The organism is Shewanella sp. BJSY2023SW001 (assembly GCF_047314685.1).
GTDB lineage: Bacteria > Pseudomonadota > Gammaproteobacteria > Enterobacterales > Shewanellaceae > Shewanella > Shewanella indica.
The window spans coordinates 15,348-31,974 of sequence record NZ_JBKORF010000005.1; the positions used below are offsets into that span (position 1 = coordinate 15,348).

Genomic DNA, 16,627 nt, shown 5'->3' on the forward strand with positions numbered 1-16,627 from the left:
AGGGGGCTTCGGGTGTAAGCCCCCGTGATCTACTTGTTTAACTGAGTTTAAATTGCCCCACAATCTGTTCCAGCTGTTGGTTGGCGGTGGCCAGGTTGGCGGTTTCGTTACGGCTGGCTTCACCGCTGCGAGCCAGCTCGTTGGCCATTTCGCAGATAGCGCTCATGTTACGGGTAATCTCTGCCGAGACCGAGCTTTGCTCTTCGGCGGCGGTGGCTATCTGAGTATTGAGGTCGTTAATCTGATTGACCGACCCGCCTATGGTATCGAGGTCTGTAGCGACTCTCTCTGTGGTTTTAGCTGTTTTCAGGCAGGTTTGTTTGGTTTTCTCCATCGAGTGGATCGCACTATTGGATGCCTCTCTGAGATTGTTCAGCGTTACCTCAATTTCTGCGGTGCTGTCCTGGGTGCGCGCCGCCAGAGCCCTTACTTCGTCGGCCACCACGGCGAACCCTCGTCCCTGCTCACCGGCTCGCGCCGCCTCAATGGCTGCGTTGAGCGCCAGTAGGTTGGTCTGATCCGCGATATCGCCGATGACCTTCAACACCTGAGTGATATTGGTGGTATCCCGGTCGATTTGACCTATCTGGTTTGCGGTATGCTCAACTTCCCTGACCAGGCGATTGACCGTTTCGGTCGCCTCGGCAACCACTAGTTTAGATGCCAGAGCCTGTTCGTTGGTCAACTGAGTAAAGGAAGCGGTTGTGCTGCCATTTTGGGCGACATCGTTGGCTGTGGCGCTCATCTCTTCCACTGCGGCGACAATTTGTTCCGTTTCTCTGGTGTGCGCCGACAATATCTGGCGATTGGTCTCGGTTTCTGTGTTGAGCCGTTCAACGCCACCTGAGATGTGTGTCGAGGCCTGCATGACTTCCTGCATCATGGCTTGCAGGTTAGCGATAAACTGATTGATCCCCTGGGAAATTTGCCCCAGATCATCTTGGTTGTGTATCTTGAGCCGTTTGGTGAGATCGCCATTGCCTTTCGATAACTCGGTGACCATAACCTTGAGGGACAAGATAGGGCGATAAAGCAGAGATAGTACCCCGAGCAAGATAGTAATGGCACACAGCAACATGATGGCAGAAGAGATTATGGCGTTTTTCAGAGCCTGATCCACCACCGCATAGGCGCCCGACTTATCCACGCTGATGAGCAGATACCACTGTTTGCCGTTGACCAAGGGAATTGCTTTAGAGAATGCGAGCTTATCGACGCCATCAATACGGTATTCCTGCATCATCTCATCATTGCCAAGCAGCTTCTGCTCCACCTGGGGGAGGCCAAAATCGCTAAAGTGGCTGCCGGTCACCAATTGGGGGGACTCCGAAGCCAGCACTTTACCTGTCTGATCCGTGATAAGGGCTACCGCGCCCGGATAGTCTATCGCGCTAACAACCTTATGAAGATAGGTGAGTTCTATGTCGCCCAGAACCACGCCATTGCCCAAGTTTTTCAAGATGGAGATCACCTTGTTGCCGGTACCATCGTCGGTATAGATATCGGTGACATCGAGCTGGTTGGTGGCCTTCCCTTGTTGATACCAGGGGCGTGTTCTGGGGTCGTATTTCCCCGCAATCGCTCTGCCGTTAAACCACTTATCGCTGGTCTCTGTGGAATAGGCGCTGCCGTCATCGAAGCCGAAGTAGATGCGGGCGACCCCGGTGAGATCTGTGGTGAGGCGTGCGGTGCTGGCGTAGCTGTCCCGATAGCTCCCTTGGTGGTAGTGTCGGGCCAGTTGATCCATTGCCTGGGCTTTGGCGCCAAACCAGGTGGCGACTTTATCGGACTCATTGCGGGTAACGCTGGTGAGCTTGTCGTTGACCCCGGCGATGGTGGCCTCTTTGATTTGGATATAGGAGAGCCAGTTTGAGATCAACAGGCTAAGGACGACTAAAGTGACCATAGAGGCCACGAGTGATTTCTTAAATCCCATTTATTGCTAACTCCATGATATGCGCTGAATAGAAGAGGCCGGAGTCGGCCTCTTCTGGAGGGCGTCTGGTTAGGGTTAGCCTTTCCAATTCAGATCGAAGTCGTAGCGAATGCCGAAGGCAATGCTCTTGTCGGTAGCGCGTTGTTCGTTGTCTTGCTGCAGATATTCAAGGTGCAAGCGCACATTGCTGGCAGGATTCCATTCCAGGGTGGTGTTGAAGCCCTGATAATCCAAGCTGATATCGGACTCCAGGCCATCATCGAAACGGAAGTAGCCCAGCTTGAGTTTGTAGTCCTGTGACAGGGGAATCGCCAGCGCGGCATCCAGGGTGCTGCCGTCCCTGTCTTCGCTGCCAGTCAATTGATAGTCTTTGTACTGGTAGGCGAGCGCCAGATAGATGCCGCTGTCGAAGCTGTAGGCCACAGCGGCGGCGCTGGTCTTATCTTTGCCGGTTTTCAGCTCACCTTCGAAATTGTCCTGTTCCAGATAGCTGACCCCCAAATGTAACCCCTGCCAGTCAAAGCCCAGACCGGCGTTGATGGCATCGGCGCCGCTGTTATCTCCCTCACCATCGAAGCGTGCCGAGGCCATCAGGGTAAAGTGCTGCAATTTGAACTGATACAACGCCAGATTGTCGGCAAAGAAGGGGCTTTCCTGATTGTAGGCAAATGGGCTGTTGGCGTTGTTGAATATGTCTGTATATTCGGCTACCAGGGTGTATTGCACCGGCCGTTGGCGGCCGAAGCTGAGCTGACCATAGGGGGAATCCACCCCGGCAAATGCCAGCCGGGCATCGCCGAAGCTGCCATCACCATTGAGATTGATTTTCCATTCACCTTGAGCCAGTAAGGCCCAGCCGGGGGCAAATTCGGTGCGGCCCTTGACGCCGATACGGGACAGGGCATCACCCACATCCCATTCATCTGTGATGTCACTGTCGCTGTAAACCAGAGTAGGACGCAGTGAACCATAGAGGCTGAAGCTGCTGTTTTGGGCACTGGAGCTGACTTGTTGCTGTTCCAGACGCTTTAGCCGTTGGTCGAGCTCTTGCCAATCGTTGTTGCTGCCATTATCGGCTGCCATTGCTGTCAGCGGCAGGGCACAACCGAGTAAACATAGGGTAGATGTTCTCATCTGTTTGTCCCTCATTTGGGTATAGGGATCCCCGACCCGTCAGGGCCGCGGCTATCATAGGTTTGGGATGCCCTCCCCCGGGAGCAGGAGGAGGGCGTGGGAGTTATTTGCCTTTTGAGAGGCTTTTGTACCAGAGGTTGTGGTGTTGTTTTGCCCAGTTTTCGTCACACTTGCCGCTGAGCATACATTCCATACCGCCTTCAGAGATCACTGTGGCCATATAGATATGCACTACGGTAAAGGCACCGAGCACAAAAGCACTGACAAGGTGGAGGATCAATGCCAAATTGGCACCGTCTTTGGTGGCCACCAGGCTTGGGAACATGAGCACCAGACCCGAGCCGACCATCAGGGCACCGAACAAGGCGAAACACCAGAACCAGAGTTTTTCACCGGCGTTGGCAAAACCGGCATCCGGATGCTTGCCTTTGAAGGGGCCGAAGTTCAGGTAACCGCCAACCACTTTGAGCCAGCCGATATCACAGGCTTCCGGCAGTTGTTTACCGGCCCATTTGACCACCATGACCGCCCATCCCAGGATGAAGGGGAAGGCCATCAGGTCGTGCAGGGCTACCGAAGTGCCGATAAAGCCGGTCCAGTGGGAGGCGCCCATGTTGGGTTCCAGCCAGAAGCGGCCGGCAACCATGATAAGGCCTGTGATGATCAGCAGCAGGCAGGCGATAGCGCCGACCCAGTGCACCAACACATCCATGCCACTCCAACGGTCGACCTTTTTGCCGGAAAAGCCCTGACTCAGCTTGGCTTTGCCATTGATGGCCACGAACAGTGCCAGCAGCACTATCATGCCAAAGAAGCTGTAGCTCAGGAGGTCGGCCCACCAGGAGGCCGGCGCCAGAGTATCGAGATACCCTTGATTGACGGGGGGCAGAGCATCCGGGAACTGAGCTTGTTGCGGCATACCCCTGAGTTCGGGGATATCGCCCTGAATAGCCACTTCCTGTATAGGTTGCCACTGTTGTGGTTCGGGTTTCAGAGTGTCGGCGGCCAGCAGCGGTAAGCTGAATACTAAGGCCACAGCACCTGAGATAAAGGCATTCAAACTTTTCATGTCAAATCCTTAAACATCTTAATGATGCTTTGCAGTCGGAGTCTCGACCCCGGAATTCTTCAGTCTGGAAGTGAGGAAGTCTTCCAGCACCTGGGCATAGCAACGCCAGAAATCCTGCCGTGCATGTTGGCAGATCCCTTCAGTGAACGCCTGATACCAGGTGCCAAGATGTTGCTCGAGGAAGACTTGCGCCAACTGTTCCAGCTCATCGGCCGCGGCCGGATCTTCGTTTTGTTGCTGATGGCGCAGGGCCTCAGCACAAAACAGAAACTCCAGCTCATTGCCTATGTAGTCCGCCGGTTCGTTGAACCTGGTATCTATCACCAGTCCCAGCTGTTGATAGAAGTCGGCGACTTTCATGGTACGGTCCGTATTCAGCTGTCGACCGACATCGCGGTAGACAGATTCATAGGGTGGCACCAGCAATTTGGTGGGGCCGATACACATACGGTTGAAGTCACACTCAAGTTCCAGTGGCTCTGATTGCCATTGTTGGGCTTCCTGAAGCAGCTCTGGGTAGCGCTGCTCCTGTTCCAGCCAGTCGATAAGCCGCTTGAGCGACTCAGGGCTCGAAGGGGTAAACAACATCCCCTTCAAGGCCTGATAGCCTTTGGCGACCGGACCGAGGTCGAGGTGTGTCATGGTCGCTCCTTGATGATGACCATATTGGGCTTGGTGATGCAGTCGCCGTAACCTACGCCTTGCTTGCTGGCAGAAGGTTTCTGGGCCAATACCTGCTGTATTCTGTCGGTATCCAGACACTTGACCGGACAACCGTCGACACAGGCAGGTTTGAGCCCCTGATCGATAAGCTCAATACACATGTTGCACTTGGCAGCCTTACCATCGGTTTTCAGCATGACTACCGCATCATAAGGGCAGGCACTGACACACAGGCCACAGCCGGTACACTTCTCGCGATCCAGTACCACCAAGCCATCGTCACGCACTGTATAGGCTTGAGACGGACACACCATGAGACAAGCCGGGTTGCCGCAATGCATGCAGGAGTGGCTGAGCCACACGTCTACCATGCCGTCGTTACGTTTGACTTCGTAACGGTCTACCTTACGAAAGCGCACGTCTTCCGGCAGTTCGTTATGGATCTGGCAGGCTATGGTGCAGGCCTGGCAGCCGACACAGTTTTCCTGTCTGAAGACGAATCCGAGTTGATGTTTGTTTTCCATGAGGATCTCCTTCAGGCTTTGGCCATTGCCACGCGGGTTGAGTGGTAGGCCGAGCAGCCGCCCATATCGGTCAATTTATCTGTGGTCAACGAGTTGGTGCAGCCATCAGTACCGTTGGGGTTGAGTCTGAGCCAGTTACACTTAGGGGTCATCAGTGAGCCCTCTGGCACACCTGTAGTGACCATGGCAACAAATTTAGCTTCGCCTCTGTGGTTGCTGAGTTTGACTGTGTCGTTGTTGACAATGCCGTATTGCTGGGCATCTTTGGGGTTGATTTTGACGTAGTAGGCTGGGATGGCGCGGATATATTTCACGTTGTAGAAGGAGCTGTTAACCCGCTGTGGTACCCCGGAAGATAGCAAGCGGAATGGCAACTCGCGCTCTTTGGGTTCCATCTCATCCTCTGGCAGGCCCCAATCCAGTACTGGGTGGAAACCGGCATCGGCCATCAATTGTGAACTGAACTCAATCTTGCCGCTTGGAGTTTCATATTTACCGTCGGCCAATACAGGTTGAGGAATGTCCAGTTTGATGTATTTCTCTTTCATCAAGCGGTCGTAAGTCACCCCTTTATAGTAAGGTGAATCTGTATCCAGCAGCTCGTGAATGATGTCATCGTTGCTGGCCTGGAAGGCTGGATCTTCAAAGCCCATTGCCTGACCCAATTCGCGGAAGAAGGTCCAGTTACACTTACATTCACCCAGAGGCTCAATCACCTTCTGGCATACCTGCACATAGTAGCCGTGGTAGTCACCGACAATATCATCGGTTTCAAACTGGCTGGCGGCCGGGACTATGATGTCGCAATACTGCAGTGAGTCAGTCATCACCATGTCGTGACCGACAACAAACAGATCTTCGCGCTTCATTCCCTCGATGACAGCATTGGTATCCGGTGCGACAACCACAGGGTTACCGTTATAGATGATCATCCCGTGGATAGACTTACTGGGCTTATCGTGGCTGGTGGGGTTAGTTGGATGCAACGCCTTGGCCAGCTCAGTCATGTTGATGCGCTGGGCATCCGGATTCGGACGCATATATTTGCCGCTGGCTTGATATTGGTTTAAACCACCGCCCGCATGAACGTTATCATAGATAAGGCCGTTGCCGCGTTTACCGAAGTTACCAGTGACCGCGAGCAGCATGGCAACCGCGCGGGCCATACGGGCGCCGTTGAAGTTACGTTGGAAACCGTAACCCATACGCAGCATGGTCTTTTCGTTTTCACCCAACACCTGGGCAAACTCGAACATCTTGGCTCTGGGTACTCCGGTAATGGCTTCGACTTCATCGTAGCTGATTTCATCGAGGCGCTTGAGTAACTCGTCGTAGCCTACAGTTTGCTCGGCAATAAATTTATGATTAATAAGATCTTTTTCTACCAGATACTTCATGATACCGGCACACAGTTGTACGTCTGTGCTGGGGCGAGGCTGCAGGTAGATATCGGCCTGGGAACACAGCGGAGTGCGCTGCGGGTTGACCGCCAGTATTTTAGTACCGCGATCCCTGGCTTCGTTGATAAGTTTAATGGCTATGGTGTTGGAGACCACTTCGTCGTGTCCCCAGTTCAAATAGACGTCACTGAGTACTACATCTTCAGGATCCGGGCCAAGGAAAGTGCCGTAGAGCGACTTGAGACCATCATAGGCGGCGTAGGTACATACCTTACGTTCCAAAATGGAGGAGCCGATACGGTTCCAGAAACGCTCGCCGGAGGCCGACATGCCGATGGCACCATAGTTGCCTGAGTAGCTGTAGGGCAGAATCGCTTCAGAACCATGCTCGTCGATGATCTGCTTAAAGCGGCTGGCAATCTTGCTGTAGGCTTCGTCCCAGGTGATCCGGCGCCATTTGCCTTCACCCTTCTTACCGACCCGCTCCATGGGGTGCAGAATACGGTCGGGGGCATAGGTGTATTGCACGTAGCTTTGTCCTTTAAGGCAGGGAGCCTTACCGGTCTTGGCCTGTTCCTCGGCGCCGGTGACGTAAGTCATTCGGCCATCCTGAACCCGGAACTTAAGCAGACAGCGGGCGGCACAGTTACGCAGACAGCTATGGTACACGACTTTACCATTGCGCTTGGCTAATAATCCTGAATTGGCTCCCGCCTCTTTGGCATTGGCTACGCCGGGAGTCAACCCTGACAGGGACGAAAGCACGGCTGTGGCTCCGGCCCCCTGTAGAAATGTGCGTCTATTGATTTTCATAGTCATCACTCACCATAATTTGGACCTTGAGTCCGTTATGATTGTTGGCCCAAGGGCCTTTATTGTGCCGGTTTCCCGGCGTTACCCCGGGGGAAACTCCCCCGGGGCTAAGGTGCGTTACATTACAAAGGTTTGCAGTTGGTTACGGCCGTTGATTTGGCTAACAGTCAGCAGTTGACCGTCGCGAACCAGTAAGCCTTGTGGGTTGTCAGTACCAGGCAGTTTCACGCCTGAGTAGACTTCGCCTGTGAGCAGGTTAAGTTGCAGCACTTCACTGGCATCATTGTTGAGCAGCCAGGCTTGCTCATCATCGACGCTGATACCTGTCAGTTGTGGCAGCGCCTTGCCTTCCAGTCCTTTGAAATTGGCTTCGGCAGACAGAGTCATGTCACCCTTGTCGAAACGGGATACCACCAGGTTTTCGTTCAGTTCATCGCGGGTAGTGACGGTCACATACTGATCCAGCGCCTTGCTGTAACCCAGCGCCAGGCTGTAGCTGGTCTTGGCTCTGACAGTGCTGAACTGACCTCGGGCCGTTTCACCAATGCCGTCGCTGCTTTGGTTGAAGCGGCGATAGTTCATTTCCCAATTTTGCTCAGGATCCAGAACCAGCTCAGCCCAGGCTTTGTTGAAACCCATTACCAGCAGGCTATTGGCTGAGGTAAAGCTAACGCCGCTTAAGGTTTCAATGTGCAGCATATACATGCCGTCGATTTGGGCCTGAGTAAGCAGTTTGAATTGGTTATCCAGGATGTAGACCCAGTTGTCTGAAGTGGTCAGCGCATAGATCTGGCTCTCAGGTTGGTAGTCGATGGCGGTTACCCGGCCGGAAATCGCTTCAGGCAGTGTTGTCTGGCTCAGTAGTCTGGCTTCAGGAGCCGAGGCAAACAATGCTGGAGTCTTGTTCCAGGTATCCATGTCCGGGTTGCTGATGGCGTAGGCGCCACGGGCATTGGGAGCATAGGTTGGCCAGTGATCCAGTTCCCAGCTCATGAACTTGGGGTTGAAGGACACGCGGCCTGGACTGTCTTGACCGACGAAGGGGAGTGGGCCGGTTTGGGTGAAGGCTTGCACTATATTGCCGGCGATCACTACCAGGAATACACCGCAGGCGAATTTAGGCAAAGCGTCCAGTGGCTGTTTGCCATAGGCATTGCTGGGGAATTTATTGCCCAGGGTCAGCATAAGTAGCGCTACAACCACAAGGACCACGATAAAGACCAGTAGTGCCCAAGTGTAAGTGTGGGCGCCCATGATCTTCAGCGAGAAGCCTTGGCCGATATCGCTGGCCAGGTTAAATGAGGTATGCACAGATGCCATAAAGGCGCCATAAATCCCCAACCAGACCAGTGCAGCAATATATTTGGGTTTGAGGCCAAAACGCACAATATAAAGAGCGGTCAGCGCCACCAAGATCATTGCTGTACGTTCTTGCCAGCAAAATGCACAAGGGTTATCCAGCAGGATAAATCCGAAAAAGAAACAGGCAATACCCACAGGTAAGGCCATGATGACAATAGCAGCTAAGGATGCCAACTTGTTGAATATATGCTCTTTCATAACGACTCTTTAGTAGTTACCGACAGGAAGTAAAACGCCCCAGGACATCATGATCCAAATAAAGAAACTCATTCCGATACAACCGAAAAGAAGTTTATCTGCCAGTTTTTCTTTTTCTGGTTTCTTATAAACCAGATAAGCGGCATAGGCCGTAATACAAAATAATGTGAACTCCATTGGATACCTCTTGTTTCACTTGTGATTTATCTCTTATGTGGCCGCAGCCAAACGCCATTCTCGTTCCAATCCATACACGAGCTTTGATTTCACCCAGTTGAAAGCCGGGGAATTATTAATGTTTCCATAAAGGATGTAATTGCCTACCGTACGGTATTCGCTACGAATTTCTTTTATATTTTCAATCATGTTGTCAGATAATCTTCGATAACTGACACCAGGTAACATGTCGACAAACTTGCGAGTAAATTGATTGCAGCTGAGAGTGATATAGTCTGACTCGGCAAGGATTTGCATTGCAGTGGCGACACTGTCTGTGTAACCGGCAACATCCATTTGCAGGCCATTGTCCCGACATAGATTTACCAATAAGGGACAAGTCAGGTCGTTGTAGTTGTCGATTTCCAGTAGTGGATAGTGGGACAACTGCTCCAATGACATGGATTCGGACAGAATTGGATGATCTTTTCTGGCCAGAATGTAGATATCACCTGTCTCAGAGAAGATTTCATAGTTGAGCCTAGTGTCATCAAAACCTTCGTAAACCACCACGAAATCGACGCCGCCACCAATGAGCTCATTGCTGCAGTCATGGCTGAGTGTACGAATATCGAACCGTAAGTTGGGTGCTTCTGGAAGAATGTAATTATTTATGACTTTATGAACAGCATAGACAAACTCATCATAGGCCCTGATAACAAAATGACCGCCGGATTGGCTGGGGGAAAAGACAGAGTGTTGCCGTTCAAGCAACTGATATTGCTCTACTAGTAATTTGGCGTGTGGGATTAATTCTTCGGTCTTTTGTGTAGGAATTAATCCATTTGATTTACGAACAAATAAAGAGTCCATAAATACATCACGTAGCGCATTTAGTGTGCGAGTGACGGCACAACTGGATATGCCCAATTCGGCCGCTGCCAAGTTTCCTTGGCCATGTTTATATACAGCTAGTAAAACTTTTAACTGGTTATAATTAAGGCTGTCAATTTTCATCTAACTGTCCCCACTCTGCAGAGACATTACTATGAATTCATTGTTAGACTATTGCCAAGATTAAGATCACATTGAGAAATAGTTAATTATTTGAAACATGAATTGCTTCCTATTTTTAGCCAGGCGAAAAAACCTTATTTCCTCAGATGAAATTAACGAAAGCCTGTTTTTATTCTCAGGGTGTGAATTTAATCAAGTAAAATAGTGAAAGAAATTCGGAAATGATTCGTTGTGACTTCGTGACTTGCTTGCTGTGGCGATTTGTTGTAGGGATTCAGTTTGGTTTCAAAGTGTGTCGTTATAGTCGTTCATTTAATCAAGAAGGAACAAGAAGAATGAAACGATTGGGGATGATGGCAGCCTTGTTGTTGACAACGTCGGTACAGGGTCAGGAATTGACCGCTGCCGAGCAGTTTTTTAAGCAATTATCTGATTTATGCGGTAAGGCCTACAGTGGTGAGCTGATCAAGGGGGGGAGTGTCGGCGATGGTTTCACGGGCCAGCCGTTGGTGATGCATGTGCGCCAATGCTCAGAAACCGAGATCCGTATTCCGCTGCATGTGGGAGAGGACAGATCCCGCACCTGGGTGATCAGCAAGACGGCCGATGGCCTCAGGCTCAAGCATGATCATCGTCATCAGGATGGCAGCGAAGATGCCGTGACTCAGTATGGCGGTGACAGTCGCATTCCTGGAACTGAGTCCTGGCAGTCTTTTCCGGTTGATGAATTTTCGATTGCCAACTTCAAACAGCATGGTCTGACGCAGTCGGTCACCAATGTTTGGCATTTGGGGTTGGATCAGCAGAACTTCAGTTATCGCCTGACCCGGGAAAACCGAGACTTTCTGTTGCAATTCAATTTGAGCAATGAAGTGACGCCGCCACCGGCACCATGGGGACATTAATAAAACGGGTTAATAGTTGAGGCGACCTGAGTCGCCTCGTCAATGGGTTTATTGCGCTTCGAAGGTAAATGACTGTCCGGCAAGAGCGGCTTCTACCATGAGGCCACCCTTGGCGGCTGTAAATACCGCCATACCGTTGATATAGGCGGCCTTGGCAGCCTGACTACCGCCAGACTGACCGGCACCGGCCGAATTACCTGTGGTACCTGCTTGGGCGTTGGCGCCGGCATTGATGGCTACGGCTGACGCCTGGGCGCCGAACTCAAAGCTGCCGCTGGTAAAGTCGCGGTAGGCCTGTGCATCCTTGAAGAAAATAATCTCACTGTAGGCCTGGCCGCCAATTTGGAAGCCAATGGAAACCTGAGTCATGCTCGAGTCACCGGTATAGGCACCACCGCGATAAACGCGTCCCTTGCCATAGGCCGCTCCGATACCAAGTCCCCCTTTCCCTATGGTAGGAAAAATTGCATAACCATAGGCAGAATCGAAGAATTTGTGGGTTTCGCTGACTTGTTTGAAGGTAGCTATGGCGCTGCTGTAGCTGTCATTGGCACTGGCTGTTGGGACCAGTAGCAGGCTGCCTACCAGCGCAAAGAGGGTAAATAGGGTATTAGAAATGGTTTTCATGATTAACCTCCAAATTGAGAGTCTTGGGCTCCCGGTCAATGGGGCCTGGATACCTTTGGCTACTCTTGAGCTTACTTGTCCGGCAGCAAAAATACAGGGGGGGAGGCTAAAAAAGCGCCTGCAATGGCGCTTTTTAGTGTGAATGTCAGCCAGAGTTCAGTTAACTAGATCTCAGTTAACTCGGCTTCTATGACTGAGCCCTTAGGCTAGGGCAAGGGTTTGCCGAGAACATAATGTTCAAACCAGGCCTGATCCCAGTCCATCTTGGCTTGTCTGTGCTTATAGTGGCTCAAACCATGGCCTTCTCCTGGGTAGGTTATCAGCTCCACCGGCACATTCAGGTAATGTTTTAGGGCGCGGTATAACCCTTGGGCATGTCCTAAAGGCACCCGGGCGTCTTTCTCTCCAATATGGATAAGAGTTGGGGTCTTTATCTTGTCTGCATGTGTCAACGAAGAACCATGGGTATAGGCCTCAGGCTTTTCCCATGGCAAGCCTTGCATAAAGTTGACCACATGTCCTGGCGTATCTTCCAGCATCCATTGCAGGCGCTGATCGAATACTCCGGCTCCTGAGCTGGCGGCCTTGAATCTGTCGCTACTGGCGATAAGTGCATTGGTTAGATAGCCGCCGTTGCTCCAGCCCATGACGGCCAGCTTGTCGGCATCGACCAGGCCATCGGCGATGAGTTTGTCCACGCCGGCCATGATGTCGTTTACCTCAATCTCGTGTTCATGGCCCACAAGGTCAGTGAGGAACTTGTCGCCATAGCCTGTAGAGCCGCGGTAGTTGGGCGACAATAAGGCCCAGCCATTGGCGGCGAAAGTAGCACGGCCATAGGATCTGTGTTGCAGTGCAAACGGGGTGGCGGCAGTAGGGCCGCCGTGAATTTGCACGACAAGCGGTAGGGGGCCATCGGCTTTGCGGTAGCCGGGCGGTAATTCCAGTATGCCTTCAACCTGAGTGCCATCGGCGGCTTGCCACTTGATTATGCTCAGTTGTGGCAGTAGCCAGGAATCGGTTTGCGGATTGATATGGGTCAGACGCTTGGCCGGGGCTTTGCGCTTCTCGGCGTTGGCGATAAACAGATCGTAGAAGTGATTCAGGCCGTTATGACTGAACGCCAGTTGTTTGCCATTGTGACTGAAGCTGTAGCTGCCGATGACGGTATCATCTTGCAGCAGAGTTCGGGTGTTGCCCTGTTTCAGATCATTGATTTCGGTGCAGTAGAGACGTACCAGCGCATGATCGGCGCCACGATAGCAGAGCTCTTCACTGCCCGGGCGCCAACCGATATCGCCGCCGCTGAGTGTCATATCGCCCTGACGCATAACATTCAAGGGTGCCTGCTTAGGTTGACTGGTATCACTGATAAACAGGTTGCCGGGATGACCGTCGAAGTCGATTCTGAAGGCGAGGCGGCGGTTGTCCTCGGCCCAACTCAACCCCAGTAACCAACCGTAAGGAGAAGGCGCCTGTTCACGCCAATACTTGTCTGCCAGAACCTGATTGGTGGCGTTTTTGATATCGAAGACTTCTACTTGAGACCCACCTTCCAGATTGACCAGTTCGTTGTCTTCTGTGGTGATACGTGCCAGTTTATTGCCATCATGGCTGACGCTGAATTCCCAAACAACCTTGCCATCATCCAGCAGCAACTGCTTGCGAAAATGCTGTAGATCCAAGCGGTAAAGGGGGTTGGTATCGCGGCTGCCGTGACCATACTCAGGGCCTTGGTGAGCGGCGCGCATATCGGCCCAGGGATCTTTGTCTGTCAGGGTTTTATGGGTCAGGAAATAGAGCTGACTGCCATCGTCACTCAGTTGGTAACTCTTGATGCCACCGGCCTCTTGGGTAACGGGAACGGCTTCGCCGCCATGAATCGCGAGGCGATAAATTTGCGCTTTGGCGTTGAAGGGGGCTGGCTGCTTGGCATCGCCGCGGCTGCTGAGGAAGTAGATATATTGGCCATCGGGACTCCAGCTGATAGCGCTTTCACTCTCGTTGCTGAAGGTCAGGCGTTTGCTTTGGCGGCTCTTGCTGTCGACCAGCCAGATGTCTTTCTGAGCCTTATCCAGATTTTTATCCCAGCGCGACTCCAACCAGGCGGCCATTTTGGCGTCTGGGCTGAGAGCGACCTGGCCCATGTTGGCTATCTCGAAAAAGTCCTGATTGGTTATTTTATGTTGCCGCTCAAGGGCGGAAACCTGGGTTCCCATACCGATAAGGCACAGGGCCAGCAGGCGGTAGCTGTTAGACAATCCCATCTCTGTTCCTTTGTTTTTGTTATTAAAAGCCGCATTAGATTAACGTAAAGGTCACAGCCAGGGCGATGTTACTTATCTTTTTTTTCGCGCAGTATCTCATTGAGAAAATCCAGCTCTTCTTTATCGAGCGGCGGTTTGGGGACAGAGGTGCCCTGGGGGTGGAATTCACGTCCACGCAGATAGGCGGCGCGGGTGAGCTGATTGAGGCCGTAGATAGCCAACAGATAGAGGGTCAGTAGTAGCGCCAGTCTCGGGATTGCCTGCGCCACAGCCGAAAATTGATCGCCGAGAAACAGAGTCAAGAGCACGGCAATATTGCGAACCAGCCAGTTCAGAATCAGCGCCAGAGTCAGCACCAGCAGCCCGTTGTTGCGTAGTTGTCGCAGTCGGTTTTCCTGCTGATCCAGCGCATGGTAGTAGTGCTGCATCAACTGTAACACCAATGCCAGATACAGGGTGGTTTGCAGTAACAGCAACAGCGGCAACAGCAGGGAACCCCAACTTAGGCGGGGTTGGTAACCCAGTAAGGCTACACCTGTGACTAGGCTGGGGTTGAATAGCCACAGCAACATCACCAGACACATAGCGAGTATGGATGGTAACAGGTGCTTGAGTGGCAATTTTGAATCCGCAGTTGGGCTTAGCTGTTGCTTCAGGTATTGATACAGTGCCGGCATCAACAGGAAGTACAGTGGCAGCAATAGCAGAAACAGTAGGTGAATAGGGGCCGGGGTATTGTCGCGGTTGAACAGGCCGGTAAAGAAATAGAGCGCCATCAAGGCAAAGATACCGGCGAGTAGCCGACGTTGGCTATGGCTGTCCTGATAGACAAAGCGTGCGTAGATGGATAACGCCAGGCAATGCAGGCCTCCAAGCAGCGATAGCCACCAGTAAGCTTGGGTAAAAATGTCGCTGAATGCAGTCATCTGGCCCCCTTAACGACATTCTTATCTCAGCCACTTGAGGGGCGCAACAAAAAATAGTCAGTTTTTGCTGTTATGCATGCGTTTATGGCGGTTTGAGGCGTCCTTAGGTGGTTTGCCCGGTGCGGCTTTGCGCTCGCACCATAGGTGGCGCAGAGCCAGTATCGGATGACTCAGTAACATGCGTGGACCGGCGTAACGCATCACCTGACGCATCTGTTCTTTGGGTTCAGGTTTGTAGCAGTGTACCGGGCATTTATTGCAAGTAGGTTTGCTTTCACCGTAGGGGCAGCGGTCGAGACGGGTATGGGCATAGTCCATCAAGGCCTGACAGTCGGGGCAGAGGCTGCCATCGTCGCTTCTGGGATGGTGGTCACGGCAGTAGATCCACACCATGGCAGAAACAGTGCGGAATTCGGTCAGCAGTTTTCCTTGCAGCAGCTCCATAGCCTTACCTTAGTAAATTACTCAACTATGGTTATCTTAGTCTTGAGAAGGGGGCTGGTTCAAAATCAGTGGCAGGAATTATGAAGGTGCGCACAAAATGAAGCTTTGTGCGCACTCAAGGTTAAATTACAAGTTAACCCTAGATATGGATAACCTTGTCGGCTTCCAGAGTCCAGCGGCTTAAATCGCCGAGTGTACCAATGGCTGCGCCATCCAATAGCATATCTGCCACTACGCCGCGGGCCTCAACACAGGTCTTGCACAGTAGTAGAGGAACGCCTTGAGCAGTAAGGATTTCGAACATCTGCTGCAGGTTGTAGCTGAGATCCGGGGTATTCTGGCCTTTAACTGCCCCAAAGACAGCGTCTGACATTAGGAATAACTTGAGTTCCACTTCTGTCTGCTCCTGATCTTTCAACGCCAGGGCGATACGCAGAGTGTTAAACAATTTTTCTGTGCCATACGGGCCGGCGTGAGCGACTATCAGTAATTTTTGCATCTGAATCCTTGTTTGCCATTCTTGGGATCAAAACCCCTGGAGTGTACCAGTTTGTACCTACCTATGGCGCGCCAAGGGTCACAGACTGAATTTCGATCGCAAAAAGCGCCGTAAACCGGGCAGAAAAAGCATAAATACTTGATTTATACTAAGACGATACTCTATTAATATCGGTTAAACTCTGTGCAGAGCGGGGTGGCTTTGGCTGATTGCCATTACCACAAAACAGGGCTGCCAGTCGGCCCGACACTCAAAAAATGGTGGACGAAGATGTTTAAAATCCTGGTCATAATCTTGTTGGTCGCAGCGGGTATTTTCCTCTACAACAGAGCGCAGCGTCTGGCAAAAGAGGAGCGTGATGAGGCGCTTAAGCTCAAAGATAGAGCTTCAGCCATGCCTCAGGCGCCACAGGCCGAGACAGCAAGCGAGACTCAAGAGGGGCACCAGAGTGTCGATTTGGACTTTGCCGAAATGAAGGAGCAAGCTGAATCCCAGCCATCGGCTGAGCAAGTGGTTACCGAGTCGCCTGAGCTTGAGTCTCAAACCGAAAATAGCGCGCCAGAGGTGGAAGTCGGCCGCGCCGAGGTCGAGACTGTCCTGCCAGAGCCAGAGCCAGAGCCAGAGCCAGAGCCAGAGCCAGAGCCAGAGCCAGAGCCAGAGCCAGAGCCAGAGCCAGAGCCAGAGCCA

The 16,627-nt window shown here is 52.1% G+C and carries 15 protein-coding genes and 1 pseudogene; 2 read left to right on the forward strand and 14 right to left on the reverse strand.

Annotation, left to right across the window (positions count from 1 at the left end; translation table 11 throughout):
- Positions 1–37: 37 nt before the first annotated feature.
- The 9 genes from ACMHXH_RS00495 to ACMHXH_RS00535 all read right to left on the reverse strand — a co-directional run bounded on the left by ACMHXH_RS00495 (position 38) and on the right by ACMHXH_RS00535 (position 10,272).
- Positions 38–1,936 carry a methyl-accepting chemotaxis protein gene (locus ACMHXH_RS00495; RefSeq protein ID WP_039035842.1) on the reverse strand — a complete coding sequence of 633 codons (1,899 nt, stop codon included), beginning with the start codon at positions 1,934–1,936 and terminating at the stop codon, positions 38–40.
- Positions 1,937–2,011: 75 nt separating this feature from the next.
- A complete protein-coding gene (locus tag ACMHXH_RS00500) occupies positions 2,012–3,070 on the reverse strand; it encodes a porin (RefSeq protein WP_039035841.1) in 1,059 nt (352 codons plus the stop codon).
- 103 nt (positions 3,071–3,173) lie between these two features.
- Positions 3,174–4,139, reverse strand: a complete 966-nt coding sequence (locus ACMHXH_RS00505; protein WP_039035840.1) for a formate dehydrogenase subunit gamma — start codon at positions 4,137–4,139, stop codon at positions 3,174–3,176.
- A gap of 18 nt (positions 4,140–4,157) precedes the next feature.
- Positions 4,158–4,781 (reverse strand): molecular chaperone, encoded by a 624-nt coding sequence (locus tag ACMHXH_RS00510; protein ID WP_039035839.1) that lies wholly within the window; start codon positions 4,779–4,781, stop codon positions 4,158–4,160.
- Positions 4,778–5,326 (reverse strand): 4Fe-4S dicluster domain-containing protein, encoded by a 549-nt coding sequence (locus ACMHXH_RS00515; protein ID WP_039035838.1) that lies wholly within the window; start codon positions 5,324–5,326, stop codon positions 4,778–4,780. The genes ACMHXH_RS00510 and ACMHXH_RS00515 overlap by 4 nt, the downstream gene beginning before the upstream one ends.
- A gap of 11 nt (positions 5,327–5,337) precedes the next feature.
- The gene (locus tag ACMHXH_RS00520) at positions 5,338–7,539 is read right to left on the reverse strand and encodes a molybdopterin-dependent oxidoreductase (protein ID WP_039035837.1); all 2,202 of its coding nucleotides are present in this window, start codon (positions 7,537–7,539) and stop codon (positions 5,338–5,340) included.
- Between the two features lie 117 nt (positions 7,540–7,656).
- The gene (locus tag ACMHXH_RS00525) at positions 7,657–9,099 is read right to left on the reverse strand and encodes a disulfide bond formation protein B (RefSeq protein ID WP_071475637.1); all 1,443 of its coding nucleotides are present in this window, start codon (positions 9,097–9,099) and stop codon (positions 7,657–7,659) included.
- A gap of 9 nt (positions 9,100–9,108) precedes the next feature.
- Positions 9,109–9,276: a hypothetical protein gene (locus ACMHXH_RS00530; RefSeq protein WP_162835837.1), complete on the reverse strand. Its 168-nt coding sequence runs from the start codon at positions 9,274–9,276 to the stop codon at positions 9,109–9,111.
- Positions 9,277–9,309: 33 nt separating this feature from the next.
- Positions 9,310–10,272 carry a LysR family transcriptional regulator gene (locus ACMHXH_RS00535; RefSeq protein ID WP_039035835.1) on the reverse strand — a complete coding sequence of 321 codons (963 nt, stop codon included), beginning with the start codon at positions 10,270–10,272 and terminating at the stop codon, positions 9,310–9,312.
- A 335-nt stretch (positions 10,273–10,607) separates the two neighbouring features.
- On the opposite strand from ACMHXH_RS00535, the gene ACMHXH_RS00540 reads away from it, so the two are divergent.
- Positions 10,608–11,177: a hypothetical protein gene (locus ACMHXH_RS00540; protein ID WP_039035834.1), complete on the forward strand. Its 570-nt coding sequence runs from the start codon at positions 10,608–10,610 to the stop codon at positions 11,175–11,177.
- A 48-nt stretch (positions 11,178–11,225) separates the two neighbouring features.
- On the opposite strand, the gene ACMHXH_RS00545 is transcribed toward ACMHXH_RS00540, so the two are convergent.
- The 5 genes from ACMHXH_RS00545 to ACMHXH_RS00565 all read right to left on the reverse strand — a co-directional run bounded on the left by ACMHXH_RS00545 (position 11,226) and on the right by ACMHXH_RS00565 (position 15,940).
- Positions 11,226–11,804, reverse strand: coding sequence for a lipid-binding SYLF domain-containing protein (locus ACMHXH_RS00545; RefSeq protein WP_335912663.1), 579 nt, complete (start codon positions 11,802–11,804; stop codon positions 11,226–11,228).
- A gap of 206 nt (positions 11,805–12,010) precedes the next feature.
- On the reverse strand, positions 12,011–14,071 hold the full coding sequence (locus ACMHXH_RS00550; RefSeq protein ID WP_335912661.1) for a S9 family peptidase: 2,061 nt from the start codon (positions 14,069–14,071) through the stop codon (positions 12,011–12,013).
- A gap of 68 nt (positions 14,072–14,139) precedes the next feature.
- Positions 14,140–14,997, reverse strand: a complete 858-nt coding sequence (locus ACMHXH_RS00555) for a hypothetical protein (RefSeq protein WP_335912659.1) — start codon at positions 14,995–14,997, stop codon at positions 14,140–14,142.
- A 57-nt stretch (positions 14,998–15,054) separates the two neighbouring features.
- Positions 15,055–15,441 (reverse strand): nitrous oxide-stimulated promoter family protein, encoded by a 387-nt coding sequence (locus ACMHXH_RS00560; RefSeq protein WP_039035830.1) that lies wholly within the window; start codon positions 15,439–15,441, stop codon positions 15,055–15,057.
- A gap of 139 nt (positions 15,442–15,580) precedes the next feature.
- Positions 15,581–15,940, reverse strand: coding sequence for a DsrE/DsrF/TusD sulfur relay family protein (locus tag ACMHXH_RS00565; protein ID WP_039035829.1), 360 nt, complete (start codon positions 15,938–15,940; stop codon positions 15,581–15,583).
- Between the two features lie 270 nt (positions 15,941–16,210).
- Here ACMHXH_RS00565 and ACMHXH_RS00570 point away from each other — a divergent pair.
- Positions 16,211–16,627: pseudogene (locus tag ACMHXH_RS00570) on the forward strand (hypothetical protein); the annotation flags it as partial.

What these genes read in the sequence shown, in the direction of transcription:
- ACMHXH_RS00520 (WP_039035837.1), bottom strand. Translation starts at nt 7,539, where the DNA reads ATGAAAATCAATAGACGCACATTTCTACAGGGGGCCGGAGCCACAGCC.
- ACMHXH_RS00535 (WP_039035835.1), bottom strand. Translation starts at nt 10,272, where the DNA reads ATGAAAATTGACAGCCTTAATTATAACCAGTTAAAAGTTTTACTAGCT.
- ACMHXH_RS00550 (WP_335912661.1), bottom strand. Translation starts at nt 14,071, where the DNA reads ATGGGATTGTCTAACAGCTACCGCCTGCTGGCCCTGTGCCTTATCGGT.
- ACMHXH_RS00555 (WP_335912659.1), bottom strand. Translation starts at nt 14,997, where the DNA reads ATGACTGCATTCAGCGACATTTTTACCCAAGCTTACTGGTGGCTATCG.
- ACMHXH_RS00505 (WP_039035840.1), bottom strand. Translation starts at nt 4,139, where the DNA reads ATGAAAAGTTTGAATGCCTTTATCTCAGGTGCTGTGGCCTTAGTATTC.
- ACMHXH_RS00530 (WP_162835837.1), bottom strand. Translation starts at nt 9,276, where the DNA reads ATGGAGTTCACATTATTTTGTATTACGGCCTATGCCGCTTATCTGGTT.
- ACMHXH_RS00495 (WP_039035842.1), bottom strand. Translation starts at nt 1,936, where the DNA reads ATGGGATTTAAGAAATCACTCGTGGCCTCTATGGTCACTTTAGTCGTC.
- ACMHXH_RS00515 (WP_039035838.1), bottom strand. Translation starts at nt 5,326, where the DNA reads ATGGAAAACAAACATCAACTCGGATTCGTCTTCAGACAGGAAAACTGT.
- ACMHXH_RS00560 (WP_039035830.1), bottom strand. Translation starts at nt 15,441, where the DNA reads ATGGAGCTGCTGCAAGGAAAACTGCTGACCGAATTCCGCACTGTTTCT.
- ACMHXH_RS00525 (WP_071475637.1), bottom strand. Translation starts at nt 9,099, where the DNA reads ATGAAAGAGCATATATTCAACAAGTTGGCATCCTTAGCTGCTATTGTC.
- ACMHXH_RS00565 (WP_039035829.1), bottom strand. Translation starts at nt 15,940, where the DNA reads ATGCAAAAATTACTGATAGTCGCTCACGCCGGCCCGTATGGCACAGAA.
- ACMHXH_RS00510 (WP_039035839.1), bottom strand. Translation starts at nt 4,781, where the DNA reads ATGACACACCTCGACCTCGGTCCGGTCGCCAAAGGCTATCAGGCCTTG.
- ACMHXH_RS00500 (WP_039035841.1), bottom strand. Translation starts at nt 3,070, where the DNA reads ATGAGAACATCTACCCTATGTTTACTCGGTTGTGCCCTGCCGCTGACA.
- ACMHXH_RS00540 (WP_039035834.1), top strand. Translation starts at nt 10,608, where the DNA reads ATGAAACGATTGGGGATGATGGCAGCCTTGTTGTTGACAACGTCGGTA.
- ACMHXH_RS00545 (WP_335912663.1), bottom strand. Translation starts at nt 11,804, where the DNA reads ATGAAAACCATTTCTAATACCCTATTTACCCTCTTTGCGCTGGTAGGC.